Annotated in this window: 24 protein-coding genes; 13 read left to right on the top strand and 11 right to left on the bottom strand. The window is 71.7% G+C overall.

The features are described from left to right. Positions 1–107: 107 nt before the first annotated feature. From ACZ4M3_RS27795 to ACZ4M3_RS27765, 7 genes are all read right to left on the bottom strand, one after another. On the bottom strand, positions 108–395 hold the full coding sequence (locus ACZ4M3_RS27795) for a DUF3099 domain-containing protein (RefSeq protein ID WP_467737119.1): 288 nt from the start codon (positions 393–395) through the stop codon (positions 108–110). Positions 396–504: 109 nt separating this feature from the next. Further along, positions 505–795, bottom strand: a complete 291-nt coding sequence (locus tag ACZ4M3_RS27790) for a DUF1416 domain-containing protein (RefSeq protein ID WP_030030422.1) — start codon at positions 793–795, stop codon at positions 505–507. Positions 796–855: 60 nt separating this feature from the next. Beyond that, a complete protein-coding gene (locus tag ACZ4M3_RS27785) occupies positions 856–1,701 on the bottom strand; it encodes a sulfurtransferase (protein WP_467737116.1) in 846 nt (281 codons plus the stop codon). 192 nt (positions 1,702–1,893) lie between these two features. Next, positions 1,894–1,977 carry a putative leader peptide gene (locus tag ACZ4M3_RS27780; RefSeq protein ID WP_359921537.1) on the bottom strand — a complete coding sequence of 28 codons (84 nt, stop codon included), beginning with the start codon at positions 1,975–1,977 and terminating at the stop codon, positions 1,894–1,896. A gap of 162 nt (positions 1,978–2,139) precedes the next feature. Beyond that, complete coding sequence (locus ACZ4M3_RS27775) at positions 2,140–2,853, bottom strand: LmeA family phospholipid-binding protein (RefSeq protein ID WP_467737114.1); 714 nt, start codon at positions 2,851–2,853, stop codon at positions 2,140–2,142. A 77-nt stretch (positions 2,854–2,930) separates the two neighbouring features. Beyond that, entirely contained in the window at positions 2,931–4,562 is a 1,632-nt protein-coding gene (locus ACZ4M3_RS27770) for a hypothetical protein (RefSeq protein ID WP_467737112.1), read from the bottom strand. Positions 4,563–4,572: 10 nt separating this feature from the next. Next, complete coding sequence (locus ACZ4M3_RS27765) at positions 4,573–4,827, bottom strand: MoaD/ThiS family protein (RefSeq protein WP_453409149.1); 255 nt, start codon at positions 4,825–4,827, stop codon at positions 4,573–4,575. A 381-nt stretch (positions 4,828–5,208) separates the two neighbouring features. On the opposite strand from ACZ4M3_RS27765, the gene ACZ4M3_RS27760 reads away from it, so the two are divergent. The 5 genes from ACZ4M3_RS27760 (at position 5,209) to ACZ4M3_RS27740 (ending at position 10,824) form a co-directional block, all read left to right on the top strand. Then, complete coding sequence (locus ACZ4M3_RS27760) at positions 5,209–5,988, top strand: response regulator transcription factor (RefSeq protein ID WP_467737110.1); 780 nt, start codon at positions 5,209–5,211, stop codon at positions 5,986–5,988. Positions 5,989–6,012: 24 nt separating this feature from the next. After that, entirely contained in the window at positions 6,013–7,044 is a 1,032-nt protein-coding gene (locus ACZ4M3_RS27755) for a LacI family DNA-binding transcriptional regulator (RefSeq protein ID WP_467737108.1), read from the top strand. 260 nt (positions 7,045–7,304) lie between these two features. Next, the gene (locus ACZ4M3_RS27750; RefSeq protein WP_467737106.1) at positions 7,305–8,336 is read left to right on the top strand and encodes a S1C family serine protease; all 1,032 of its coding nucleotides are present in this window, start codon (positions 7,305–7,307) and stop codon (positions 8,334–8,336) included. A gap of 281 nt (positions 8,337–8,617) precedes the next feature. Next, positions 8,618–9,367: a response regulator transcription factor gene (locus ACZ4M3_RS27745; RefSeq protein WP_467737104.1), complete on the top strand. Its 750-nt coding sequence runs from the start codon at positions 8,618–8,620 to the stop codon at positions 9,365–9,367. Next, on the top strand, positions 9,364–10,824 hold the full coding sequence (locus ACZ4M3_RS27740; RefSeq protein ID WP_467737102.1) for a sensor histidine kinase: 1,461 nt from the start codon (positions 9,364–9,366) through the stop codon (positions 10,822–10,824). The genes ACZ4M3_RS27745 and ACZ4M3_RS27740 overlap by 4 nt, the downstream gene beginning before the upstream one ends. Here ACZ4M3_RS27740 and ACZ4M3_RS27735 read toward each other — a convergent pair. Then, positions 10,804–11,697, bottom strand: coding sequence for a phosphatidylinositol-specific phospholipase C (locus ACZ4M3_RS27735; RefSeq protein WP_467737100.1), 894 nt, complete (start codon positions 11,695–11,697; stop codon positions 10,804–10,806). The genes ACZ4M3_RS27740 and ACZ4M3_RS27735 overlap by 21 nt on opposite strands. Positions 11,698–11,774: 77 nt before the next feature. Continuing rightward, the gene (locus ACZ4M3_RS27730; RefSeq protein ID WP_467737098.1) at positions 11,775–12,344 is read right to left on the bottom strand and encodes a TetR/AcrR family transcriptional regulator; all 570 of its coding nucleotides are present in this window, start codon (positions 12,342–12,344) and stop codon (positions 11,775–11,777) included. A gap of 119 nt (positions 12,345–12,463) precedes the next feature. On the opposite strand from ACZ4M3_RS27730, the gene ACZ4M3_RS27725 reads away from it, so the two are divergent. Further along, a complete protein-coding gene (locus tag ACZ4M3_RS27725; protein WP_467737096.1) occupies positions 12,464–13,246 on the top strand; it encodes an alpha/beta fold hydrolase in 783 nt (260 codons plus the stop codon). A 69-nt stretch (positions 13,247–13,315) separates the two neighbouring features. Here the strand turns inward: ACZ4M3_RS27725 and ACZ4M3_RS27720 are convergent, their stop codons facing one another. Further along, positions 13,316–15,130, bottom strand: a complete 1,815-nt coding sequence (locus ACZ4M3_RS27720; protein WP_467737094.1) for a bifunctional metallophosphatase/5'-nucleotidase — start codon at positions 15,128–15,130, stop codon at positions 13,316–13,318. A gap of 118 nt (positions 15,131–15,248) precedes the next feature. Here ACZ4M3_RS27720 and mshD point away from each other — a divergent pair, with 118 nt between their 5' ends. From mshD to pstB, 7 genes are all read left to right on the top strand, one after another. Then, on the top strand, positions 15,249–16,178 hold the full coding sequence (gene mshD, locus ACZ4M3_RS27715) for a mycothiol synthase (protein WP_467737092.1): 930 nt from the start codon (positions 15,249–15,251) through the stop codon (positions 16,176–16,178). A gap of 252 nt (positions 16,179–16,430) precedes the next feature. Beyond that, entirely contained in the window at positions 16,431–18,683 is a 2,253-nt protein-coding gene (locus tag ACZ4M3_RS27710) for an RNA degradosome polyphosphate kinase (protein ID WP_467737090.1), read from the top strand. 4 nt (positions 18,684–18,687) lie between these two features. After that, a complete protein-coding gene (locus tag ACZ4M3_RS27705) occupies positions 18,688–19,602 on the top strand; it encodes a CHAD domain-containing protein (RefSeq protein WP_467737088.1) in 915 nt (304 codons plus the stop codon). Between the two features lie 536 nt (positions 19,603–20,138). Then, positions 20,139–21,278, top strand: coding sequence for a phosphate ABC transporter substrate-binding protein PstS (gene pstS, locus ACZ4M3_RS27700; RefSeq protein ID WP_467737086.1), 1,140 nt, complete (start codon positions 20,139–20,141; stop codon positions 21,276–21,278). Positions 21,279–21,419: 141 nt separating this feature from the next. After that, complete coding sequence (gene pstC, locus ACZ4M3_RS27695) at positions 21,420–22,409, top strand: phosphate ABC transporter permease subunit PstC (RefSeq protein WP_467737084.1); 990 nt, start codon at positions 21,420–21,422, stop codon at positions 22,407–22,409. After that, complete coding sequence (gene pstA, locus ACZ4M3_RS27690) at positions 22,409–23,491, top strand: phosphate ABC transporter permease PstA (RefSeq protein WP_467737082.1); 1,083 nt, start codon at positions 22,409–22,411, stop codon at positions 23,489–23,491. Before pstC ends, pstA begins: the two co-directional genes overlap by 1 nt. Positions 23,492–23,550: 59 nt before the next feature. Continuing rightward, positions 23,551–24,327, top strand: a complete 777-nt coding sequence (gene pstB / locus ACZ4M3_RS27685) for a phosphate ABC transporter ATP-binding protein PstB (RefSeq protein WP_467737080.1) — start codon at positions 23,551–23,553, stop codon at positions 24,325–24,327. A 137-nt stretch (positions 24,328–24,464) separates the two neighbouring features. Here the strand turns inward: pstB and ACZ4M3_RS27680 are convergent, their stop codons facing one another. Next, complete coding sequence (locus tag ACZ4M3_RS27680) at positions 24,465–25,466, bottom strand: inorganic phosphate transporter (RefSeq protein ID WP_467737078.1); 1,002 nt, start codon at positions 25,464–25,466, stop codon at positions 24,465–24,467. Positions 25,467–25,468: the final 2 nt, after the last annotated feature.

The following is a 25,468-nucleotide window of genomic DNA, read 5'->3' as shown; positions in this document are numbered from 1 at the left end:
CCCCACGGGACGTGAGGCGGCGGTCGGATACCGGCGCACGCTGAGGAGACAACCTGTGGCGGGGACCAGTTGTACGCACCCTTATTACATTTTGATACCGGGACGTTCTACTCTTCCCGCCGCTCCTCGTGGGGGTCCTGCCGGCGGCGCTTCCCGTCCAGTTCGTCCCACCACTCGTCGGACTTGGGATCGCCCGAGGGGTCGTCCCACCAGCGGTCGTCCGGGCCGCGCCGGTTCGCGGTCATCGCGGCGACCGGCGGGATGACCATGGCGACGACGCACAGCGCGACGGCCGCCTCCACCGACCACAGGCGCACGAACGCCCAGGCGGAGACGAAGAGGAACAGACAGCCGCCCATCATCAGGAAATAGACGCGGCGCCTCTTGGCGTACATACCTCCAGAGTAGGGCGGCCCCCGGACGGCGCGAAGGGCCGCACCCCGTTCCAGTGGCGTCCAACCCCCTGGGGTGCGGCCCTCCGGCCGGTCGTACGTGGAGCAGCGGTCAGACCGCGATCGCCACGTCCGTCACTCCGCCGGCCTCGGCGACGACGACGGCACGGTCCGCCTGGGCACCCGGGACGAGCGCCCGCAGCGTCCAGGAACCGGTGGCGGCGTAGAAGCGGAACTGGCCGGTGGCCGAGGTCGGAACCTCGGCGGTGAACTCGCCGGTCGAGTCCAGCAGCCGGACGTAACCGCTGACGGGCTCGCCGTCCTTGGTCACCTGGCCCTGGATGGCGGTCTCACCGGGCTTGAGCGTGGCGAGGTCGGGCCCGCCGATCTGTGCTCCACACATGTTTCTCTGTCCTGTCCTAGAGAGAGCTGGTTCCGCGTACGGCGACGCGCGGACTGCTGGTTACTTGTTCGCGCCGAGCTCGATCGGCACGCCGACCAGCGAGCCGTACTCGGTCCACGAGCCGTCGTAGTTCTTGACGTTCTCCTGGCCCAGGAGCTCGTGCAGCACGAACCACGTGAGCGCGGAGCGCTCACCGATGCGGCAGTAGGCGATGGTGTCCTTGGACAGGTCGACCTGCTCGGCCTCGTAGAGGGCGGTCAGCTCTTCGTCGGACTTGAAGGTGCCGTCGTCGTTGGCGTTCTTCGACCACGGGATGTTGCGGGCGCTCGGCACGTGGCCGGGGCGCTGCGACTGCTCCTGCGGGAGGTGCGCCGGGGCGAGCAGCTTGCCGGAGAACTCGTCGGGCGAGCGGACGTCGACCAGGTTCTGGTTGCCGATCGCGGCCACGACGTCGTCGCGGAAGGCGCGGATCGAGGCGTCCTGGGGCTTGGCCCGGTACTGGGTGGCCGGGCGGTTCGGGACGTCCTTGCCGTCGACCAGGTCGCGGGAGTCGAGCTCCCACTTCTTGCGGCCGCCGTCGAGCAGGCGGACGTCCTGGTGGCCGTAGAGCTTGAAGTACCAGTAGGCGTAGGACGCGAACCAGTTGTTGTTGCCGCCGTAGAGGACGACGGTGTCGTCGTTGGAGATGCCCTTGGCGGAGAGCAGCTTCTCGAAGCCCTCCTGGTCCACGAAGTCACGGCGGACCGGGTCCTGGAGGTCGCTCTTCCAGTCGATCCGGACGGCGTTGGTGATGTGGTTCTTGTCGTAGGCGGACGTGTCCTCGTCCACCTCGACGATGACGACGTTGGCGTCGTTCAGGTGGGCCTCGACCCAGTCGGCGTCAACGAGGACGTCGCTGCGGCTCATGGTTTCTCCTCCGGGGCAGTGTGCGGCGGGACGGTGCTGGTGCTGCTGCGGGGTGGTGCTCGTGCGCGGCGCTCCGGACGGCGGCCGGCGGAGCCCTGCGCGGGGAGGCGTCAGGGGGCGGCGGGGCGGGTCGCGGGGGCGGTCACGCGGGGAAGGCCGTCGACGGCCGGTGGAGCGGAAGGGCTCACACCGCTAGATGGAGCGACAGAGCATGGCGGCGACGCGACACAGGTCTACTGCCCGCCGCTTCGTGAGGTCCGCCTGCTGATGCTTCATAGGTAGGGATCGTAGGGACGAATCGGCCGCCCTGTCACCGTTGTGTCATATCGCGAGACAGGATCGTCCGAATGGCGGGATACAGAGAGCCCCGGAGGCCGTTCCACGGCCTCCGGGGCTCCCTGCGGCCGTCCGGCCTTCTGCTGGTCGGACGGGGTTGTCTCACGATCCGGCCAACACCACGTCCGTGCCCGTCAGCGACAGGTGTACGCCCGCCTCGTCCGAGGTCAGCGCGGAGAGCTGGAGCCCGGCCGGCAGGCCCCCGTCGACGGAGCGGTCGAAGTCGGTCTGCTTCCGTACGAGGCGCTCCAGGCCGGGGATCCCCTCCCCCGGCACCTCGTCGGCGCGCACCCGGACGATCTTCCCCTTGCCGGACGGGGCGTCCGCGAGGGTGACGGTCGACACGACACTGCGCGTCAGGCCCTTGCCCAGGATCTCCACCCGGGCGGTGACCTTCACCTTCCCCGGCTGCCCGCCGTAGGCGACGGTGACGCCGGTCTGCGACGCCTCGGTGAGGTCCGCGTACGAGACGAACGCGGTGCCCTCGGCGCGCCGGGCCGTGCCGCCGCTGTAGTCCCCGTTCAGCTTCACCCCGTGGAAGGCCGCGTCGAGCCGGGTCAGCCGGGTCTTGCGGCCGTCGGCGGTGGCCTCGACCCCCTTGAGCGTCAGGTCGACCTGGTCGAGGTCGTGGCTGAGCGCCTGCGTCAGGAACGGGAACCCGTGGATGTCCACCTCGGCACTGCCCGCGAGCCCCTGCCGGGCCTGTATGCGTTCGGCGAGCCGGTTCTCGGCGTAGCCGACCGCCCAGCGGTCCGCACCCACGAAGAGCCCGCCCAGGATCACAACGATGATGACGACGGCGCGTAGAAAACGCACGTGCCCCTCCCCCTACTGATCGGTACGTGCGCTCTAGTTGACCATGTCCGGACATGTGGCCGCCGTCAGCACGGCGGTCAGCCGACCACCCGGCCCATCAGGTAGACCGCCGGGGCGGCGGCCGCGAGCGGCAGCGCGACACCGGCCGTCATGTGGACGAACTTGGACGGGTAGTCGTATGCGGCCACCCGCAGGCCGACGAGCGCGCACCCACCCGCGGCCAGACCCACCAGTGCCCCGCCTGCCCCGAGACCGTTCAGCGAACCGACCGCGATGCCCGCGCCGGCCGCGGCGGCCAGCGAGACGGCGACGGAGGCCGGCGTCGGCAGCGGCAGCGCGCGGGCGAAGACGGCCACCGCCACGGCGGCCGCGCCGACGCTCACGGCGTGCGGGTCGGCGGCCAGGTACCCGGCGCAGACGATGGCGAGCGCGGCGGAGGCCACCGAGGCCATCAGGCCGTACATCCGCTCGTCGGGGTCGGCGTGGCTGCGCAGTTGGAGGACCAGCGTGAGCAGCACCCAGGCACCGAGGGTGCCGATGATCGCGCCGGGACCGTACGTGTCGGCCACCGCGAGCACCGCCGCGTCGGCGACGACCGCTCCGGCGAAGGCGAGGGCGATGCCCTGGCGGGCGGGCCACATGCCGTTGAGGCGGAACCAGCCGGCCGCGGTGAGCCCCTGGAGGGCGATCAGCGGCAGGAGCAGCGCGAAGTCGCCGAGCGCGGCGGCGGCGGCCAGCAGCAGCCCGAGGGCCGCGGTCAGTACGGCCGACTGCGGGCCGGGGTCGATGATCGGCGACCGGCCCTCGGCGCGGGCCTGCGCGGGGTCGACGGCGCGCAGCGTGTTCCCCGCCAGGGTGGGCGGCGAGTACTCGGGCTCCTCACCGGCCGCGGCGGGGGCCTGCGGCGCGGCGTGGGCCCCGGCCGGCGGGGCCGTGGCGTCGGTGATCGGCGGCAGATAGGCGGTGGCCCCGGCGTCCTCGTTCGGCACCGGGGGCAGATAGGCGGTGGCGGCGGCGTCCTCGTTCCGGACCGGCGGCAAGTAGGCGGTGGCGGCGGCCGCGTCGTCGCGGACGGGCGGCAGGTAGGCGGTGGCCGCGGCGTCCGCGGCCTGCGGGGCGGGCGCCTGGGGCGGGAAGTAGCCCGCGGACCCGCCCCAGTTCCCGTTCCCGCCCTGGGCGGGGGGCTGGGCCGCCTCACGGAACCAGTCCTGCGGGACGGCGTCCTCCCGCACCGGCGGCAGGTACGCGGTCTGCGCGGCCCACTCCGACCCGGCTGCCTGGGCCGCGGGCTCCTCGCGGAACCACCCCTCGGGCGCCACGGACCGCTGCGGCTGCGGCTGCGGCGGCTGCTGCGGCTGCGGCTGCGGCTGCGGCTGCGGCTGCGGCTGCGAATGCCGCGGTGGCTGCTGGACCGGGGGCTGCTCCTGATAGGGCGGAAGGTACGCCGTCTCGGCCGCGCCGGTCGCCTGCGGCCACGGGGCACCGCCGTCGAAGCCCGGCGGCTGGGCGGGGGCCTCGTCGCGGAACCACCCCTCGGGCGCGGCCGGCTGCTGCTGCCCCGGCACCGCGCCCAGCGGCGGAGCGGGCGGCTGCGGAACCTGCTGCACCGGCTGGTAGCCGGTCTCCCAGGTGTCGGACTGCCAGGTCTGGGTCCCGTACGGGTCCTGCGGGACGCCCTGCGGCTGCTGTCGTTCGTCGGAGTTGCTCATCGGCTCCCGCTCACCCGCCCGCGAACGGCGGGAGCACCTCCACGGTGCCCCCTTCCGTCAGCAGGACGGCATCGTGCGGGCGCTTGCCCACAGGCTCGTCGTTCACGAGGAAGGAGCAGCGCAGCAGGACCCGGGTCAGTTCACCCGGGTGGCGTTCGCGCACGCCGTCGAGCGCCTCGGCCAGCGTGCGCGCCGAGTACGGCTCCTCCGCCGTCTCGGCGGCGGCCTTGGCCGCCGCCCAGTAGCGGATGGTTCCGGTTGCCACTGCTGCTCCCATCGTCGGCTCTCTACCGTCGGCCTCCATGATGACGCCTCCCGGCGGCTGCCCGGCGTGGCGGGAACCACAGAAGCGGGTTCTGATGAGACCTCGGCCGGGAAAGGGCCGGTGGGCTATCCTGGCGGTGCAGAGGATCCGGGCAACGTAGCCCCCGGGTCCTTTTGTGCTTTCAGCACGTTGAACGGAACGAGAACAGGTGCCGTCCGGGCCTCAGGGCGCGGGGACCGGGCGGGCGCCACCGAAGTCGTACGAAGCAGTGCCGCGAAAGTCCTCGACGGGACCGAGGAGGAACCGAGTGATGGACCAGCGATCCGTGCGCACACACGCGCACGCCGTGCACGACCACCCGACCCGGGCAGGTGGTCGGGCATGAGCTCGCTCCTGCTGCTCACCAACGCCCTGCAGCCCTCCACCGAGGTGCTGCCGGCCCTCGGGCTGCTGCTGCACAACGTCCGGGTCGCCCCCGCCGAGGGACCGGCCCTCGTGGACACGCCCGGCGCCGACGTGATCCTCATCGACGGCCGCCGCGACCTGCCGCAGGTGCGGTCGCTGTGCCAGCTGCTGCGCTCCACCGGGCCCGGCTGTCCGCTGATCCTCGTCGTCACCGAGGGCGGCCTGGCGGCGGTCACCGCCGACTGGGGCATCGACGACGTCCTCCTCGACACGGCCGGACCGGCCGAGGTCGAGGCCCGGCTGCGGCTGGCCACCGGCCGCCAGCAGCTCGGCACGGACGACTCCCCGATGGAGATCCGCAACGGTGACCTGTCGGTCGACGAGGCGACGTACTCCGCCAAGCTCAAGGGCCGGGTCCTGGACCTCACCTTCAAGGAGTTCGAGCTGCTGAAGTACCTCGCCCAGCACCCGGGCCGGGTCTTCACGCGCGCCCAGCTGCTCCAGGAGGTATGGGGTTACGACTACTTCGGCGGCACCCGGACGGTGGACGTCCACGTACGCCGGCTGCGCGCCAAGCTCGGCCCCGAACACGAATCGCTGATCGGTACGGTGCGCAACGTCGGCTACCGCTTCGTCACGCCGGAGAAGGTGGAACGGGCGGCGGCGGAAGCGGCGGCCCAGGCCGCCGCGGCCCTCCCCCGTATGGAGGAAACACCGGTAACCGCCCAGTCGGCAGGACGCCCTGCCCAGAGGTAGGTCACCCCGCGTAGACTGCCGCGCGTGGCCAAGGTGACGCGGGATGACGTGGCGCGACTTGCGGGTACCTCTACCGCCGTCGTGAGCTACGTCATCAATAACGGACCCCGGCCGGTTGCCCCGGCCACGCGCGAGCGTGTACTCGCCGCGATCAAGGACCTGGGGTACCGGCCCGACCGGGTGGCCCAGGCGATGGCGTCGCGGCGGACCGACCTCATAGGCATGATCGTGCCGGACGCGCGGCAGCCGTTCTTCGCCGAGATGGCGCACGCGGTCGAACAGGCCGCCGCCGAGCGCGGGAAGATGGTGCTGGTCGGCAACTCCGACTACCGGGACGAGCGCGAGGTCCACTACCTGCGGGCCTTCCTCGGCATGCGGGTGTCGGGCCTGATCCTGGTCAGTCAGGGCATGAGCGAGCGTGCCGCCTCGGAGATCGAGGCGTGGGACGCCCGGATCGTGCTGCTGCACGAGCGGCCCGAGGCGATCGACGACGTCGCGGTCATCACGGACGACATCGGCGGCGCGCAGCTCGCGACGCGGCACCTGCTGGAGCACGGGCACCCGTACGTCGCCTGCATCGGCGGCGTCGAGAACACCCCGTCGGTCGGTGACCCGGTCGCGGACCACGTCGAGGGCTGGCGCCGGGCGATGCTGGAGGCCGGGCGGTCGGTGGAGGGCCGGCTGTTCGAAGCCCCGTACAACCGCTACGACGCGTACAAGGTCGCCCTGGAGGTCCTGTCCGGCCCGGACCGGCCCCCGGCGATCTTCTGCGCGACGGACGACCAGGCGATCGGTGTGCTGCGGGCGGCGCGGGAGCTGCGGATCGACGTGCCGGGGGAGCTGGCGGTGGCCGGCTTCGACGACGTGAAGGAAGCGGCGCTGACGGACCCGCCGCTGACGACGATCGCCTCGGACCGACCGGCGATGGCCCGCGCGGCGGTGGACCTCGTCCTGGACGACGCCCTGCGGGTGGCCGGCTCGCGCCGCGAGCGGCTGAAGCAGTTCCCGTCGGCCCTGGTCATCCGCCGCTCCTGCGGCTGCCGCGCGCCTTCTTAACGCGCCCCTCGACCCTGGCGGGCCTCGCGGGCTTCGGCCCGCTGCGACGGACTCCGTCCGTCGTCCGCCCGGGGGGGCCCGGCCCCGGCTGTCTTCCGGCTGCCGCAAACGAAGCCCCGCCGGCGATTGAGGCGAGGGGGCCCGGGGCCGGCCCCCGGCAGCGGCGGCGCACCCGGCCTTATATAGGGCATACGCGGTTCTGTCGGGCTTCTCAGCCGGGACTCAGAGTGCTCTCATGAACCGGGGACATAGTCCGAGACATGACCGACAGCTTCCGCCGCGAAGGCGATTACCCCCAGGAGTACCCCCCGCCCCCCGCATACCCCCCGGCGGCCCCGGCACCCGCCCCCGCCCCGCCCAAGGCGGCCCGCCGCCCCCTCGCGCTCATCGCCGCCGTCGCGCTCGCCGCCGCGCTCGTCGGCGGCGGGACCGCCGCCGGCGTCGAGGAGCTGCTCGCCCAGCACGGCACCGGCACCGGCGGCTTCGCCGGGACCAACGTCTCGCAGTCCAGCTCCGGCACCGTCGCCGGCGTCGCCGAACAGGTCAGCCCCTCCGTCGTCCGGATCGACACCAGCACCGGCTCCGGCCAGGGCACCGGCTCCGGCATCGTCCTCAGCGCCGACGGCGAGATCGTCACCAACAACCACGTCGTCAGCGGCGCCACCGAGATCCAGGTGACGACCAGCGACGGCAAGAAGTACACCGCCAAGACCCTCGGCACCGACCCCGCCAAGGACCTGGCCCTCATCAAGCTCCAGGGGGCCTCCGGCCTCAAGGCCGCCAAGCTCGGCAACTCCGACAACCTGCGCGTCGGCGACCAGGTCGTCGCCATCGGCTCCCCCGACCGCCTCACCGGCACCGTCACCAGCGGCATCGTCTCGGCGCTGAACCGCGACGTGAGCGTCCCGAAGTCCGAGCAGCAGCAGTCCCCGCAGCGCCGCCAGGGCGGCGGCGGCTGGCCCTTCTCCTACGACGGTCAGCAGTTCAACGGCGACACCGGCAAGAACACCACCTCGTACAAGGCCATCCAGACCGACGCCTCCCTCAACCCGGGCAACTCCGGCGGAGCCCTCGTCAACATGAACGGCGAGATCGTCGGAATGCCCTCCGCGATCTACTCCCCCTCCGCGGACAGCTCCAGCGCCGGCAGCGTCGGCCTCGGTTTCGCCATCCCGGTCAACACGGTCAAGGCCGAGCTGTCCTCGCTCCGCCAGGGCGGCACCGGCAGCGACACCGGCGGCAGCAGCAACGACGGCGGCCGCAGCGGCGACAGCGGCCTGAACTCCTTCTGACGGCCCGAGCGGGTGTCTGACGGATCACGGCCGGGCCCAGGCCGCCTGGCACCGCGGCTAGCCGCCTTGTCGTCGGTCACCAATGTCCCCCAGCTACCTCCCCCAGACTGCGTCCGGGGGGACTCCCAGAGGTACCCCCACCGCGGTGGCTCCCTCCTCCGCCTTGCAATCCACGGCACCAGCCGACCCGGGCTGTCCGACCCTGATCCGTCAGACACCGCCTAGCCTGGGGAAGCCGCCGCGCACCGAACGACCGACCACCACCCTGGGGGACCCCGACCATGGCTGCAACGACTGCCGGAAGCGCCGAAGGCGACCCCCGGCGCGTCCTCGTCGTCGATGACGAGCCGGCCGTCCGCGAGGCCCTGCGCCGCAGCCTCGCCTTCGAGGGGTACGCGGCGCAGACCGCCGTCGACGGGCTCGACGCCCTCGACAAGGCTGCCGCGTACGCCCCGGACCTGATCGTCCTGGACATCCAGATGCCCCGCATGGACGGTCTCACCGCGGCCCGCCGGCTGCGCGCCTCCGGCAGCACCACCCCGATCCTGATGCTGACCGCCCGCGACACCGTCGGCGACCGCGTCACCGGCCTCGACGCGGGCGCCGACGACTACCTCGTCAAGCCCTTCGAGCTGGACGAGCTCTTCGCCCGGGTCCGCGCCCTGCTGCGCCGCAGCCGCTACGCCGCCCCCGCACCCGGCGGCGCGGCACCCGAGCACAGCCTGGCCTTCGGCGACCTGCGCATGGACCTGACCACCCGGGAGGTCACCCGGGCCGGCCGGCCCGTGGAGCTGACCCGTACCGAGTTCACGCTGCTGGAGATGTTCCTCTCCCACCCCCGCCAGGTCCTGACCCGGGAGCAGATCCTGAAGACGGTCTGGGGCTTCGACTTCGAGCCCAGCTCGAACTCCCTGGACGTCTACGTCATGTACCTGCGCCGCAAGACCGAGGCGGGCGGCGAGCCCCGCCTGGTGCACACCGTGCGCGGGGTGGGCTACGTGCTGCGCGCGGGCGAGAGCGGACCCGAATGAGCCCGGTCGCCCGGTTCCGTGCCCTGCCGCTGCGCTCGCGGCTGGCCCTGCTGGTGACCGTGGCGGTGGCGGTCGCGGTGGCGGCCGTCGCCGTCGTCAGCTGGTTCATGGTCCGTACCCAGCTGGGCGACCAGCTCAACAGCTCGCTGCGGTCCACCAACGCCAGCGCGCAGGCCAACCAAACGCTCTCCGAGGTCGGCTGCCGCGAGAAGGTGCCCGGCGCCATCGTCAACAACCTGAGCGCGCAGGTGCAGATCGTGCTGCCCTCGGGCGGCCGCTGCTGGGTGGACGGCAAGAACTCCCTCCCGGTGACCGAGTACGACCTCCAGGTCGCCCAGGGCCGGCGCGGACCCGTCCTGTACGACGGCCGCACCACCGAGGGCGTCCCGGTACGGGTCTACACCCAGCCGGTGAACGTCAGCGGGCCGGTCGGCGGCACCGTCGCCATCTCGGTCGCCAAGCCGCTCGCCGACATCGACAGGCCGCTGTCCACCCTCGCCTGGGTGCTGCTGTTCGTCTCGGGCGTCGGCGTCGTCGGCGCGGGCGTGGCCGGGCTGTGGGTGGCCCGGACGGGGCTGCGGCCGGTCGACGAACTCACCGGGGCGGTCGAGCACATCGCCCGCACCGAGGACCTGACCGTACGGATCCCCGACCACGGGGACGACGAGATCGCCCGCCTGTCGCGGTCGTTCAACTCGATGACGGCGGCCCTCGCCTCCTCCCGCGACCGGCAGGCCCAGCTGATCGCGGACGCCGGGCACGAGCTGCGCACCCCGCTGACCTCGCTGCGGACCAACATCGAACTGCTCGTGCGCAGCGAGGAGACCGGCCGGGCCATCCCGCCGCAGGACCGCAAGGAGCTGCTGGCCTCGGTCAAGGCGCAGATGACGGAGCTGGCGGCGCTGATCGGGGACCTCCAGGAGCTGTCCCGGCCGGACGCCGCCGCGCACGTCCGGCTGGAGGTGGTGGCCCTGCACGACATCGCCGAGACCGCGCTGGCCCGGGCCCGGCTGCGCGGTCCCGAGCTGGCCTTCGGCTCGGACCTGCGGCCCTGGTACGTCCGGGGCGAGGCGGCCGCGCTGGAGCGGGCGGTGGTCAACCTGCTGGACAACGCCGTGAAGTTCAGCCCGCCGGGCGGCGAGGTGGACGTGGCGCTGCGGGCCGGCGAGCTGACCGTACGCGACCACGGGCCCGGGGTCCCGGCCGACGACCTCCCGTACGTCTTCGAGCGGTTCTGGCGCTCCCCCTCGGCCCGCGCGCTGCCCGGCAGCGGGCTCGGCCTGTCGATCGTGGCCCGTACGGCGCAGCGCGCGGGCGGCAGCGCCGAGCTGCGGGCGCCGGCGGACGGCGGCCCGGGCACGGAGGCGGTGCTGCGCATCCCGGGGGCGCCGACCCCGCCGCCCGCACCGACCCCGCCGCCCGCCGGGCCGTCGCCGTCAGTTGTGCCGGATCAGTGAGGCGACCAGGCCGGAGCGGGTCGCCGGGAAGTCCATCGGGACGATGCCGAGCCCGGTGCGGCCGGCCAGCTCGGCGCCGTCCACGAAGGCGTGGACCTGCGGGTTCAGCCGGTCGGAGTTCCAGCGCGGCGGCATGTAGGCGGAGGTGCTGGTGTAGTTGACGAACAGCTTGCCGGGCTGCTGGACGGAGCGGCGGAACTGGTCCTCGATCCTGCCGCGTTTGGCGAACGGCTCGGCGTTGTAGTCGTCCTGGATGTCGAAGACGTTCCCGTCGCCGTAGCGCAGGCCGGGCAGTCCGCCGTTGTCGGCGAGCAGCACCACCTTCCCGCGCGCCTGGCCGAGCGAGCCCGGCAGGGTGTCGGTGATCCGGAACAGCGGTCTCCAGCCCCGGTTGTCGAGGTAGTCGTCGAAGACGGCGCGGAAGGTCGCGTCGCTGTCGCTGGAGTACTCCTGCTTGACCCGCATCAGGACCGTCTCCAAGGGGTGCGCGGCGAGGAAGTTCCAGCAGGCCACGAGGACGTCGCCGAACATCAGGCCCTGGTAGAAGGAGCCGTGGTGGATCGCGAAGGACCCGCCGGTGACCCGGCAGCGGACGTCGAGGAACCGGATGCCGGAGTCGAGCTGCTCGGCGATCGAGGTGTTCTGGCAGGCGACGTAGAGGCCGCCCTGGCGGGCCCCGGAGTCGTGGGTGCCGGGGATCGTCATCCGCTGGAGGGGAGTGGAGTCGGCGAGGCCGGCCATCCAGTCCTGGGTACCGAGCGCGGCGGGGGCCGCCGTCCGCGCGGCCGCCGGGGCGGCCGTGCCCAGGGTCAGCGCCGTGCCCGCGCCCGCCGACAGCGCCCCGATGAGAAATGCCCGCCGATCCAGTGCCATGTCCGCCCCTTGTCCGGTCCAGTGGTCGGACCGGAGTATGGCGTGGGGCAGCGGCCATTACTACCCGTCGGTACGGGTCATCTTTCGAGCAACTCGGCCATGGCGCGCAGGCCTTGGGCGAGCTCACGGCCGTTCGGCGCCTGCTCGGGATCGGTGAGGACCTGCACCATCACCCCGGTCAGCAGGGCGAGGTGCACCGACCCGAGGCCCCGTACGTCCTCCTCCGCGACCGCGTCCTCGGGTACGCCCCGCCACTGGGCGGCGACCATCCGGCGCGAGCGGCGCTGGCCGTCGGCCAGCACCGCGAGCAGCTCGGGCGAGGACTGCGCGTGCACGAACGCCTCGACGGAAGCCGTCCACAGCCAGCGCATCTCGCCGAAGTCCGCGATCTTGCGGTCCCACATGTCGGCATAGCGCTGCGCGGCGGTGTCCCCCTGCCCGGCGAGCCGGCCGGCCGCCGCCGACCACTCGTCCATGGCCGCGAACAGCGCCTGGTTGAGCAGGGCCTCGCGCGAGCCGAAGTGGTAGCCGATCGCGGCCATGCTCACCCGCGAGGCGGAGGCGATGTCGCGCACGGTGGTGCGCAGGTACCCCTTCTCCTCCAGGCAGCGGCGCGCTCCGGCCAGCAGGTCCTCGCGATTTCCCATGGCGGGATCGTATCCGCGCCGCGTTTTGGGCGACCGCCTCATACGAACGTATTGCGCGATTGCCCAACTGCTGGCAGGCTCGTACCCGTCACCGCAGGACGCCCAGAGGAGAGCGGAACATGCGCCACGAGCTGACCATCGACGGCCGCACCCTGTCGTACCGGGACTTCGGCGGCCCCGGCCGCCCGCTGCTCGCCCTCCACGGCGGGCTCTCCGAGGGCATGGCCTTCACCGGCCTCGCCGACACCCTGGGCGAGGCCTGGCGGGTCATCGCCCCCGACCAGCGCGGCCACGGCGACTCCGACCGGGCCCCCGACTACCGCCGGGCCGGGTACGTCGCCGACGCCGTGGCGCTGCTCGACCACCTCGGCCTCGACGCGCCCGTGGCCGTCCTCGGCTACTCCCTCGGCGGGCTCAACGCCTACCACCTGGCCGCCGCCCACCCCGGCCGGGTCGCCGCCCTCGTCAACGTGGACTCCGCCGTGGAGATCCAGCCGGCCGAGGGGGACTGGACGGCCTTCCTGCGCGGCATGCGGTACACCGCCCCCACCCGCGAGGAGCTGCTGGCAGCTGCCGGGCCGGTGGGCGCCCAGTTCGTCGGGCCCGCGCTACGGCCGCTGCCCGACGGCGCCGGCTGGCGGCTCCCCTTCCACCCGCAGGACATGCTGGACTCCGTCGAGTCCTGCCGCGGCGACCACTGGGACGCCTGGCTCGCCAGCGACTGCCCCGCCCTCCTCGTCCACGGCACCCGCAGCCAGTCGCTCCCGCGGGCGCAGGCCGACGCCATGGTCGCCCGGCGGCCCGGGACCTCGTACGCGCCCCTGGACGGCGACCACTTCCTGCCCTTCACCGATCCGCGGGGGTTCCACGAGGCCGTCGGGAAGTTCCTGGCCACCCTCTGACCGCGCACGCCCGAGGGGCGGCGGGCCGCCCGGCCCACCGCCCCTCGGAACTGCCTGCCCGCCGCCGCGCTACTTGACGACGGTGATCCGGTCCGCGGCCGGCGGGGCGATCGGAGCCGCCGCCGAGGACTTGTTCAGGTACGCGTTGAAGCAGTCCAGGTCGGACGCGCCGACCAGCTTGTTCTTGTGCTCCTTCAGGACGGTGAAGCCGTCACCGCCGCCCGCGAGGAACTCGTTCATCGCGACCCGGTAGGTCTTGGCGGGGTCGATCGCCGCGCCGTTCAGCCGCACCGAGTCCACGACGACGCGGTCCGCGCCCGCCTTCGTCATGTCCAGCGTGTACGTGAAGCCCTTCGAGACCTGGAGGATCTTCGGGTTCGGCCCGTTGACCGGCCCGGAGACCTGTTGCTGGAGCGCGGTGATCAGCTGAGCACCGGTCAGGTCGACCACGTTCATCATGTTGGTGAACGGCTGGACGGTGTACGACTCCCCGTACGTCACCACGCCGTCGCCCTCGTTCCCGGCGGCCTTGTAGGCGAGGTCCGCGCGGATACCGCCCGGGTTCATGATCGCGAGCTGCGCCCCGCCCTTGTCGGCCGGCGCGGTCGCCTCCAGCTGCGCGTCGGCGATCAGGTCACCGAGCGGCTTCTCCGGCGCCTCCGAACCGCGGCCCGGCACGTCCGCCGAGATGTAGCCCTCGGGGCGGTTCGCGATCGGGGCCGCGAGCGCGTTCCAGCGCTGGATCAGCTCGGTCATGTCCCCGGCCTTCGGCAGGTCACGGCCGACGACCTTCTGGACCGGCTTCGGCGAGCTGACCGGCGTACGGACGATGTCCTTGGTCTGCCGGTCGTAGGTGAGGGTGGTGTCCGTGAACAGCCGGCCGTAGGAGGCCGCCGAGGTCACCGTGCGCGGGTTGCCCGCCGGGTCGGGGATGTTGCAGGAGTACGCCTGGTGCGTGTGGCCCGTCACCAGCGCGTCGACCTTCGGGTCGACGTTCTTCGCGATGTCGACGATGGCACCCGAGATGCCCGCGCCCGCACCGGGCACGTTGCAGTCGTAGTTGTACGCGCCGCTCGCGGGCAGCCCGCCCTCGTGGATCAGCGCGACGATCGACTTCACGCCCTGCTTGTTCAGCTCGTCGGCGTACTTGTTGATCGTCTCGACCTCGTCACCGAACTTGAGGCCCTTGACCCCGTCGGCGGTCACCACGTCCGGGGTGCCCTCCAGGGTCACCCCGATGAAGCCGATCTTCACGTCCCCCTTCTTCCAGATGAAGGTGGGCGACAGCATCGGACGCCGGGTCTTCTCGTCCGTCACATTGGCCGCGAGGTACTTGAACTCCGATCCACCGAAGGTCTTGCCGTACTCGAAGCAGCCGTCGACGGGGTGGCAGCCGCCGTACGCCATCCGGCGCAGCTCGGTCTTGCCCTCGTCGAACTCGTGGTTGCCGACGCTGGTGACGTCCAGCTTCAGCTTGTTCAGCGCCTCGACGGTCGGCTCGTCGTGGAACATGCCGGACAGCATCGGGCTGGCGCCGATCATGTCGCCGGCCGCGGCGGTGACGGAGTACTCGTGGCCCTTGCGGGCGTCGCGCAGGGCGGTCGCCAGGTACTCCACGCCACCTGCGGGTATGGCCTTGGTCGTGCCGTCGGCCTGGCGTTCGCTCACGGTGCCGGACGAGCCCTGCGGGGCCTCCAGCGTGCCGTGGAAGTCGTTGAACGACAGCATCTGCACGTCGACGGTACGGCCCTTGGCCGCACCGCCACCACTGGCGGCACCGGCCGGAAGTGCGGCGGCGACCAGCGCACCGGCCCCGGCCGTCAGGGCGAGGGCGGCGAAGGTCAACCGGCGGGCGCGGCGGTGCCGTTGTGGCGTCGCTGACATTTAGTCCCCTTTGTGGACAGCGATACAACTTGGGAGGTCCGCCGAAGCCTAAGGTCAACGCGCGTAGCGTGTCAGGCCCTAATCGGTTACGGGCAGGTTGCGGTCGTACGGTGGAGTCATGACTGACGCAGCAGCGGCCCTTGAGCCGGGACGCCAGATTGAGATCCTCGACGAGCTGACGGAGGAACAGGCCGACACGGTACTGGCCCTGATCGCAGAAGCGGCGCGGAACGACGGCACCACCGCCGTGTCCGAACAGGGCCGGCTCCAACTCCGCGGCGGACGCCGCGAGGGCATCCGGCACTTCCTCCTCACCGACAAGGGACGCCTCGCCGCGTACGGGCAACTGGAGGACACCGACCCGGTGGAGGCCCCCGCCGCCGAACTCGTCGTGGACCCCTCGCTGCGCGGCCGCGGCCACGGCCGGGCCCTCGGCTCGGCCCTGCTCGCCGCCTCCGGCAAGCGGATCCGGGTGTGGGCGCACGGCGGCAAGTCCGCCGCCCGCCACCTCGCGCAGGTACTCGGCCTGACCCTCTTCCGCGAGCTGCGCCAGCTGCGCCGCCCCCTCGGCCCCGAGGCACCGCCGCTGCCCGAGCCGGTCCTGCCGCCCGGCGTCACCGTCCGCACCTTCGTCCCCGGCGCCGACGACGCGGCGTGGCTCGCGGCCAACGCGGCCGCCTTCGCCCACCACCCCGAGCAGGGCGCCCTGACCCAGCGCGACCTGGACGACCGGATGGCGCAGCCCTGGTTCGACCCCAAGGGCTTCTTCCTCGCCGAGCGCGACGGCGAGCTGATCGGCTTCCACTGGACGAAGGTGCACGCCGAGGAGCGGCTCGGCGAGGTCTACGTCGTCGGCGTCCGCCCCGGCGCCCAGGGCGGCGGCCTCGGCAAGGCACTCACCGCGATCGGCCTGCGCCACCTCGCCGAAGCGGGCCTGCCCACCGCCATGCTCTACGTCGACGCCGACAACCCGGCGGCCCTGGCCGTCTACGAGGGCATCGGCTTCACCACCCACGAGGTGGACCTGATGTACCGCACCGAGAGCTGACCCGCGACCGGCGCGCGGTACGGCTCCCCGCGCGCCGGGGCCCGGCACCGCGCGCCGGCGGGCGCCGTCACGCGCGTACGGCGCGGGCGCGGACGGCGACGTACTCGTGCGCCAGGCGGAGCCTGGAAGCCATGCGCCATTCACCGGGCATTAAGCAGCGCTTGTCAGTCTCCCACCATGCACCCCCGACTCCGACTGACGGCCGACCCGTCCGACGCGCCTGTCCTTCCGCTTGCGCGGAAGAATGGAGTCATGAGCCACAAGCCCAGCGCGGGCCCCACCGAGGTCCCCGCCCAGCACCCGTCTCACACGTCCCCCACGGCGAAGGCGCACATCGGCTCCATAGCCGCGCACCGCCCCCACGTCGATCTCGCGCCGGACCTCGCGCCCGATCTCGACTCCGACCCGGACGCCTACGACGGCAAGGACAGCGACGAGCTGCCCGCCGGGCGGTTCCTCGACCGGGAACGCAGCTGGCTCGCCTTCAACGAGCGGGTCCTGGAACTCGCCGAGGACCCGGCCACCCCGCTGCTGGAACGCGCGAACTTCCTCGCGATCTTCGCCAGCAACCTGGACGAGTTCTTCATGGTCCGCGTCGCCGGCCTCAAGCGCCGCATCGCGACCGGCGTCGCCACCCGTTCGGCCTCCGGCCTCCAGCCCCGCGAAGTCCTCGACCAGATCTGGACCCGCTCGCGCGAGCTCATGGCCCGGCACGCCGCCTGCTACCAGCAGGACATCGCCCCGCAGCTCGCAGAGGAGGGCATCCACCTCATCCGGTGGCCCGACCTCACCGAGAAGGAGCAGGCCCGCCTCTTCACCCTGTTCCGCAACCAGATCTTCCCGGTGCTGACCCCGCTGGCCGTGGACCCCGCGCACCCGTTCCCGTACATCTCCGGCCTCTCCCTGAACCTGGCCGTCGTCGTACGCAACCCCGTGAGCGGCCACCGCCACTTCGCGCGCGTCAAGGTCCCGCCGCTGCTCTCCCGCTTCCTGGAGGCCTCGCCGCAGCGCTACGTCCCGCTGGAGGACGTCATAGCCGCGCACCTGGAGGAGCTGTTCCCCGGCATGGAGGTGCTCGCGCACCACATGTTCCGCGTCACCCGCAACGAGGACCTCGAAGTCGAGGAGGACGACGCCGAGAACCTGCTCCAGGCCCTGGAGAAGGAACTCATGCGGCGCCGCTTCGGCCCGCCCGTGCGCCTGGAGGTCGAGGAGTCCATCGACCCCGGTGTACTGGACCTGCTGGTGCAGGAGCTGAAGGTCAGCGCCGCCGAGGTGTACCCGCTGCCCGGCCCGCTGGACCTCACCGCCCTCTTCGGGATCTCCTCCCTGGACCGGCCCGAGCTCAAGTACCCGAAGTTCATCGCCGGCACCCACCGCGACCTCGCCGAGGTGGAGTCCGCGTCCGCGCCCGACATCTTCGCGGCGCTGCGCGAGCGGGACGTCCTGCTGCACCACCCGTACGACTCCTTCTCCACCTCCGTACAGGCCTTCCTGGAACAGGCCGCCGCCGACCCGGACGTCCTCGCGATCAAGCAGACGCTGTACCGGACCTCCGGCGACTCCCCGATCGTCGACGCCCTCATAGACGCCGCCGAATCCGGCAAGCAGGTCCTCGTCCTCGTCGAGATCAAGGCCCGCTTCGACGAACAGGCCAACATCAAGTGGGCGCGCAAGCTGGAGGAGTCCGGCTGCCACGTCGTCTACGGCCTGGTCGGCCTCAAGACCCACTGCAAGCTGTCGCTCGTCGTCCGCCAGGAAGGCGACCAGCTGCGCCGCTACTCGCACGTCGGCACCGGCAACTACCACCCCAAGACCGCCCGGCTCTACGAGGACCTCGGCCTGCTCACCGCCGACCCACAGGTCGGCGCGGACCTCTCCGACCTCTTCAACCGGCTGTCCGGGTACTCCCGGCGCGAGACCTACCGCCGGCTGCTGACCGCGCCGAAGTCGCTGCGGGACGGGCTCATCGCCCGCATCGACAAGGAGGCCGACCACCACCGGGCCGGCCGCCCCGCGTACGTGCGGCTCAAGATGAACTCGATCGTCGACGAGGCCCTCATCGACGCCCTCTACCGGGCCGCCCAGGCAGGCGTCCCCGTGGACATCTGGGTCCGCGGCATCTGCGCCGTACGACCCGGGGTACCGGGGCTGTCGGAGAACATCAGGGTCCGCTCGATCCTCGGCCGCTTCCTCGAACACTCCAGGGTCTTCGCCTTCGGCAACGGCGGCGAACCCGAGGTGTGGATCGGCAGCGCCGACATGATGCACCGCAACCTCGACCGCCGTATCGAGGCACTGGTCAGGGTCGCCGACCCGGCCCACCGCGCGGCACTGGACCGGCTGCTGGAAACCGGGATGTCCGACGACACCGCCTCCTGGCACCTGGGCCCGGACGGCGAATGGACCCGGCACAGCACGGACTCCGAGGGCCAGCCGCTGCGGCACGTACAGGAGATGCTCATAGACGCCCGGAGGCGCCGGCGTGGCTCAGCCAAACCATGACCTTATGACGGGGACCGAAACGGCGGGGGACGTGCTCGGCACGTACCTGCGCTGCCAGGCCACCGCCTTCCTGCGCGCGCTGCGCCTGCACGACGAGAGCGCGGCGAGCGGAGCCGATCCCGCCGGGGAGGGCGATGCGGCGCGCGGCCTGCGGGGGGCCGCGCGCCGCATCGCCTCCTCCCTGAGCACCTTCCGTGCCGTGGCCGAGTCCTCCTGGGCGGACGGGCTGCGCACCGAGCTGGTCTGGCTGTCCTCGACCCTGGCCGACGAGCACGCGTACGCCGCCCGGCTGTCCCGGCTGATGGAGGCCCTGCACCGGCTCTCGGGCGCCTCCGAGGTGCCCTCGCAGCGGGGCGGCGCCGGGTCCCTGACGGTGGGCTCGGCGCGGGCGGGCGCGCTGCTGGAGCGCCAGCTCACCCTGGCCCGGACCCGGGCCCACTCGGCGACCCTGTCCGCGCTGGGCTCCTCCCGCTTCCACGCGGTCGCGGACGCGGTGGCGGTCCTCGCCTCGGAGGTAGCGCTGGACCCCGTCGCGGCCCGGGGGCGGGTCGAGGACGTACTCGTGCCGCTGGCGGAGGTGGCGCGGACCCGGCTGGACACGGCGGTGGCGGCGCTGCCGCCCCGGCGCTCGCCGTACTCCGCGCAGGACGACGCGGCCTGGCACGAGGTACGGCGGCTGCTGCGGGTGCACCGGTACGCGCGGGAGGCGCTGGGCGGCGACGTGACCCTGCTGGCGGCGGCCGGCGAGGCCCTGGACCGCCACCGCGAGGCGTCCGAAGCCGCGGCCGCCTCGGCGACGGCGGCCCGCACCCCCCGCATCGCCCCGGCGACGGCCTACGCCCTGGGCGTCCTCCACGCGGACCAACGCCACGCGGTGGAGGCGGCCCGCCACTCCTTCGAGGCGGCAATTCCTCTCTAACGTGCCCCTCGCACCCCTCGGCCCGCTGCGACGGCCCCCGGCAACGGCGCCGCACCCGGCACAATCCAGCCCCGCCGGCGTTTGAGGCGCGGGGGCCCGGGGGCCGGCTCCGGGCAACGGCGCCGCACCCGGCCACCGGGCCCCGGCACAATCCAGCCCCGCCGGCGTTTGAGGCGCGGGGGTCCGGGGGCCGGCCCCCGGCAACGGCGCCGCACCCGGCACCCGAACCCGGCAGCGGCGAAATTCGGCCACCCCACCCCCACCCCGGACGGCCAGGACAAGGTCACGGCGGCGTAACGTGCGGATAACGTCCCGTTACGTCCAGGTACAAACCCCCCCATCCGCACCGGGCCGTCCGCCACGGTTCACCCCCCGTTCACCAACCCCCGTCGACCGCTTCACCTGTTCTGCCTAATTTCAGTACCACAAGGTGCGAGACCGGCCCTGACCGCGCCCGCACCACCCACCTGTAGTCCTCTTCGCACGCCGCCCCGATACAGAAAGCGGCCGGCGGCTTCTGGAAGGAACACCCGAAAGTGAAGCTTCAGCGCAAGAGCATGCTTCGTGCCTCCGCCCTCGGGGCGCTCGTCGTGTCCGGCGCCCTGGTCCTCACGGCGTGCGGCTCGGACAACAACACCAAGGCCGACTCGACCGCGAGCGGCAAGGCCTCCGCCCCCGCCGCCGGCGACATCAAGTGCGACGACGCCAAGGGCAAGCTGCTCGCCTCCGGCTCCTCCGCGCAGAAGAACGCCGTCGACCTGTGGGTCAAGGCCTACATGTCCGCCTGCTCCGGTGTCGAGGTCAACTACAAGTCGTCCTCCTCCGGTGAGGGCATCGTCGCCTTCAACCAGGGCACCGTCGGCTTCGCCGGTTCGGACTCCGCGCTCAAGCCCGATCAGGTCGAGGAATCGAAGAAGGTCTGCACCGGCGGCCAGGGCATCAACCTGCCCATGGTCGGCGGCCCCATCGCCATCGGCTTCAACGTCGCCGGCGTGGACAAGCTGAACCTCGACGCCCCCACCCTCGCCTCGATCTTCAACGACAAGATCAAGAAGTGGGACGACGACGCGATCAAGAAGCTGAACCCGGGCGTCACGCTTCCCTCCACCGCCATCCAGGCCTTCCACCGCTCCGAGGACTCCGGCACCACCGAGAACCTCGGCAAGTACCTCAAGGCCACCGCCCCCGACGCGTGGAACTACGAGCCCGCGAAGAAGTGGCCGGCCCCCGGTGGCCAGGCCGCGTCCGGCTCCGCCGGTGTCGCCTCCCAGGTCAAGGCCGTCGACGGTGCGATCGGCTACTTCGAGCTCTCCTACGCGACCTCGCAGAACATCAAGACCGTCGACATCAACACCGGCGCCTCCGCCCCGGTGAAGGCGTCCGCCGACAGCGCCTCCAAGGCCATCGCCGCCGCCAAGATCGCCGGGACCGGCTCCGACCTGGCGCTTAAGCTCGACTACACGACCAAGGCCGAGGGTGCGTACCCGATCGTCCTGGTCACGTACGAGGTCGTCTGCGACAAGGGCAACAAGGCGGAGACCCTGCCCACCGTCAAGTCCTTCCTGAACTACACCGCCTCGGACGCGGGCCAGAAGGTCCTCTCCGAGAACGGCTACGCGCCGATCCCGGCCGAGATCAACACCAAGGTCCGCGAAGTCATCAAGTCGCTGGGCTGATCCTGAACGAGTGAGCCTCGGGGTGCGGTGTCCGGTCCCCGTCCGGACCGGACCCGCGCCCCGAGGACCCTCCCCCCTCCACCCGGGGGGATCCGGTGCACCGCCGCCAGGGGGCTCGCCCCCGTCCAGACCGGAAAGACCATGGCTTCCACCACACCCACCCCGATAGACACGGCTCCGCCGGTCTCCTCGAAGGCAGGATCCACCGGCCGCGCCGGTGACAAGATCTTCGCCGGGCTCTCCAAGGGCTCCGGCATCCTGCTCCTGGTGATCATGGCGTCGATCGCCGTCTTCCTCACCTACCGCGCCTCGCTCGCGCTGTCGAAAAACGAGGGCAACTTCCTCACGACCTTCGACTGGAACGCGTCGGCCAACCCGCCCGTCTTCGGCATCGCCGTCCTGCTCTTCGGCACCGTCGTCAGCTCGATCATCGCGATGGCCATCGCGGTTCCGATCGCCGTCGGCATCGCCCTCTTCATCTCGCACTACGCGCCGCGCAAGCTGGCCGCCCCGCTCGCCTACGTGGTCGACCTGCTGGCCGCCGTGCCGTCGATCATCTACGGCATCTGGGGCGCGCTCTTCCTCGTCCCGTACCTCGGCGGCCTGAACCTCTGGCTCGACCAGTACCTGGGCTGGACCTACGTCTTCGACAAGACCCAGGTCGGCGTCGCCCGCTCGCTCTTCACCGTCGGCATCCTGCTCGCGATCATGATCCTGCCGATCGTGACCAGCGTCAGCCGCGAGGTCTTCCTCCAGGTCCCGCGCATGAACGAAGAGGCCGCCCTGGCCCTCGGCGCGACCCGCTGGGAGGTCATCCGCATGTCGGTGCTGCCCTTCGGCCGCTCCGGCGTCATCTCCGCCTCCATGCTCGGCCTCGGCCGCGCGCTCGGCGAGACCATGGCCGTCGCCACCGTCCTCTCCCCGAGCTTCCTGATCTCCGGCCACATCCTGAACCCGGGTGGCGGCACCTTCGCGCAGAACATCGCCGCGAAGTTCGACGAGGCCAACGAGTTCGGCCGGGACGCGCTGATCGCCTCGGGCCTGGTCCTCTTCCTCCTCACCCTGCTGGTCAACGGAGCGGCTCGCATGATCATCGCCCGCCGCAAGGAGTACTCGGGGGCGAACGCCTGATGAGCCACACGATCCAGGACCAGCGGCCCGCCCGGGCCCCCAAGTCCGTCGCACCCTCCCGGCTGACCCGCGGCGGCCTGCCCCGCTGGGCGCCGGCCGGCATCGCCGTCGTCTCGATCGCCCTCGGCTGCGGCATCGGCGCCGTCTTCGGCCTCCAGAGCAAGATCCAGTGGGGCCTGATCGCCGCCCTGCTGTTCGTCACCATCACCTACGTCGCCAGCGCGGTCGTCGAAAACCGCCGCCAGGCCAAGGACCGCGTCGCGACCTCCGTCGTCTGGGTCTGCTTCGTCCTCGCGGTCATCCCGCTGCTCTCGCTGATCTGGACCACGATCAGCCGCGGCATGAACGCCCTCGACGGCGACTTCCTCAGCCACTCGATGAACGGCATCACCAGCTTCGAGAAGGGCGGCGGCGTCTACCACGCGCTGCTCGGCACCATCGAGCAGGTGGCCCTGGCCACCGCGATCGCCGCACCCGTCGGCCTGCTGACCGCCGTCTACCTGGTCGAGTACGGCCGGGGCTCGCTCGCCAAGGCCGTGACCTTCTTCGTCGACGTCATGACCGGCATCCCCTCCATCGTCGCGGGCCTGTTCATCCTCACGACCTGGAACCTGATGCTCGGCTTCGGCCCCTCCGGCTTCGCCGGTTCGATGGCCCTGTCGATCCTGATGATGCCCGTGGTGGTGCGCTCCACCGAGGAGATGCTCAAGCTCGTCCCGAACGAGCTGCGCGAGGCCGCCCTGGCCCTCGGCGTGCCGAAGTGGCGCACGATCCTCAAGGTCGTGCTCCCCACCGCCATCGGCGGCATCGCCACCGGCGTGACGCTGGCCGTCGCCCGCATCGCCGGTGAGACCGCGCCGATCATGCTGCTGGTCTTCGGCACGCAGCTGATCAACGGAAACCCCTTCGAAGGTGCTCAGTCCTCGCTCCCCCTGTACATCTGGGAGCAGTACAAGGTCGGCAGTGAGGCCTCCTACGACCGGGCATGGGCCGCGGCCCTCGTCCTGATCGCCTTCGTCATGATCCTCAATCTGGTGGCCCGCGGCATCGCCCGCTGGAAGGCCCCGAAGACCGGTCGCTGACCGGCGAGCCCATCAGCGGCTCCGCCGCGTGCGACTGAATGAAAGCGAAGTGACCCCTCATGGCCAAGCGAATCGACGTCAGCGGCCTCTCCGCCTTCTATGGCACCCACAAGGCCATCGATGACATCTCGATGACCGTGGAACCGCGCTCCGTGACGGCCTTCATCGGCCCGTCCGGCTGCGGCAAGTCCACCTTCCTGCGCACCCTCAACCGCATGCACGAGGTCACCCCCGGCGGCCGGGTCGAGGGCAAGGTCCTGCTGGACGACGAGAACCTGTACGGCCCGGGCGTCGACCCGGTCGCCGTCCGCCGCACCGTCGGCATGGTGTTCCAGCGCCCGAACCCCTTCCCCACCATGTCGATCTTCGACAACGTGGCGGCCGGCCTGCGGCTGAACGGCAACTTCAAGAAGTCCGAGCTCGCCGAGATCGTGGAGCGCTCCCTCAAGGGCGCCAACCTCTGGAACGAGGTCAAGGACCGCCTGAACAAGCCCGGCTCCGGCCTCTCCGGCGGCCAGCAGCAGCGTCTGTGCATCGCCCGCGCCATCGCGGTCGAGCCCCAGGTCCTGCTGATGGACGAGCCCTGCTCCGCGCTCGACCCGATCTCCACCCTCGCCATCGAGGACCTGATCGGCGAGCTCAAGGAGCGGTTCACGATCGTCATCGTGACCCACAACATGCAGCAGGCGGCCCGCGTCTCCGACCGCACCGCCTTCTTCAACCTCGCCGCGGTCGGCCAGCCCGGCAAGCTCGTCGAGATCGACGAGACGGACCGGATCTTCTCCAACCCGTCCGTGCAGGCCACCGAGGACTACATCTCGGGCCGCTTCGGCTAGCCCCGGACCCCCGCGGATGTACTGAGCGTCCTGCGGTGCTGCATGGCGGTGCCACCGCAAGGCGAAAGGGCCGGCTCCCCCTGGGTGGGGGGAGCCGGCCCGCTTTCGTACCGCCCGCCGGCCGGCCGGCGGGGGCGTCAGCCGATGATGGCCAGGTCCACGATCCAGAAGCACACCGCGGCGACCATGGCCGCGGCCGGCATGGTGATGAACCAGCCGAGGATGATGTTCTTCGCGACGCCCCAGCGGACCGCGTTGACCCGCTTGGTCGCACCCACACCCATGATCGCCGAGGTGATCACGTGGGTGGTGGAGATCGGCGCCTGGTACAGGTACGAAGCCGTGTACATGATCGACGCGCCGGTCGTCTCGGCGGCGAAGCCCTGCGGCGGGTCCAGCTCGATGATCTTGCGGCCGAGGGTGCGCATGATGCGCCAGCCACCCGCGTACGTACCGAGCGACAGCATCACCGCGCACGCGAACTTGACCCACACCGGGATGGGGGCGCCCGCCGACTGGACATCGGCGATGACCAGCGCCATGACCACGATGCCCATGGTCTTCTGCGCGTCCTGGAGACCGTGGCCGAGGGCCATCGCGGCCGCCGAGACGGTCTGCGCGATCCGGAAGCCGCGCTTGGCCTTGTGCGGGTTGGAGCGGCGGAACATCCACATGATCGCGACCATCACCAGGTAACCCACGATGAGGCCGACCACCGGTGACAGGAACATCGGGATGACGATCTTGTCCAGCACCCCGCTCCAGATGACGCCGATGCCGCCCGCCAGCGCCGCCCCGACCATCCCGCCGAAGAGGGCGTGCGAGGAGGACGACGGCAGGCCGAAGTACCAGGTGACGAGGTTCCAGATGATCGCCCCGACCAGCGCGGAGAACAGGATCCACATGCCCCGGTTGCCCTGCGGCGTCTCGATCAGCCCCTTGCTGACCGTCTTGGCCACGCCGCTGCCCAGGAAGGCACCGGCCAGGTTCATCACGGCGGCCATGGCGAGCGCGGCCCGCGGGGTCAGCGCCCGCGTCGAGACCGAGGTCGCGATCGCGTTCGCCGAGTCGTGGAAGCCGTTGGTGTACGTGAAGCCGAGCGCGACACCGATGGTCACGATCAGCGCGAAGGTGTCCACGA

It is taken from the genome of Streptomyces sp. NPDC026522 (assembly GCF_055567555.1).
The sequence above is the reverse complement of the archived record's forward strand: the minus strand, read 5'-3'. Positions and strand labels throughout refer to the sequence as shown.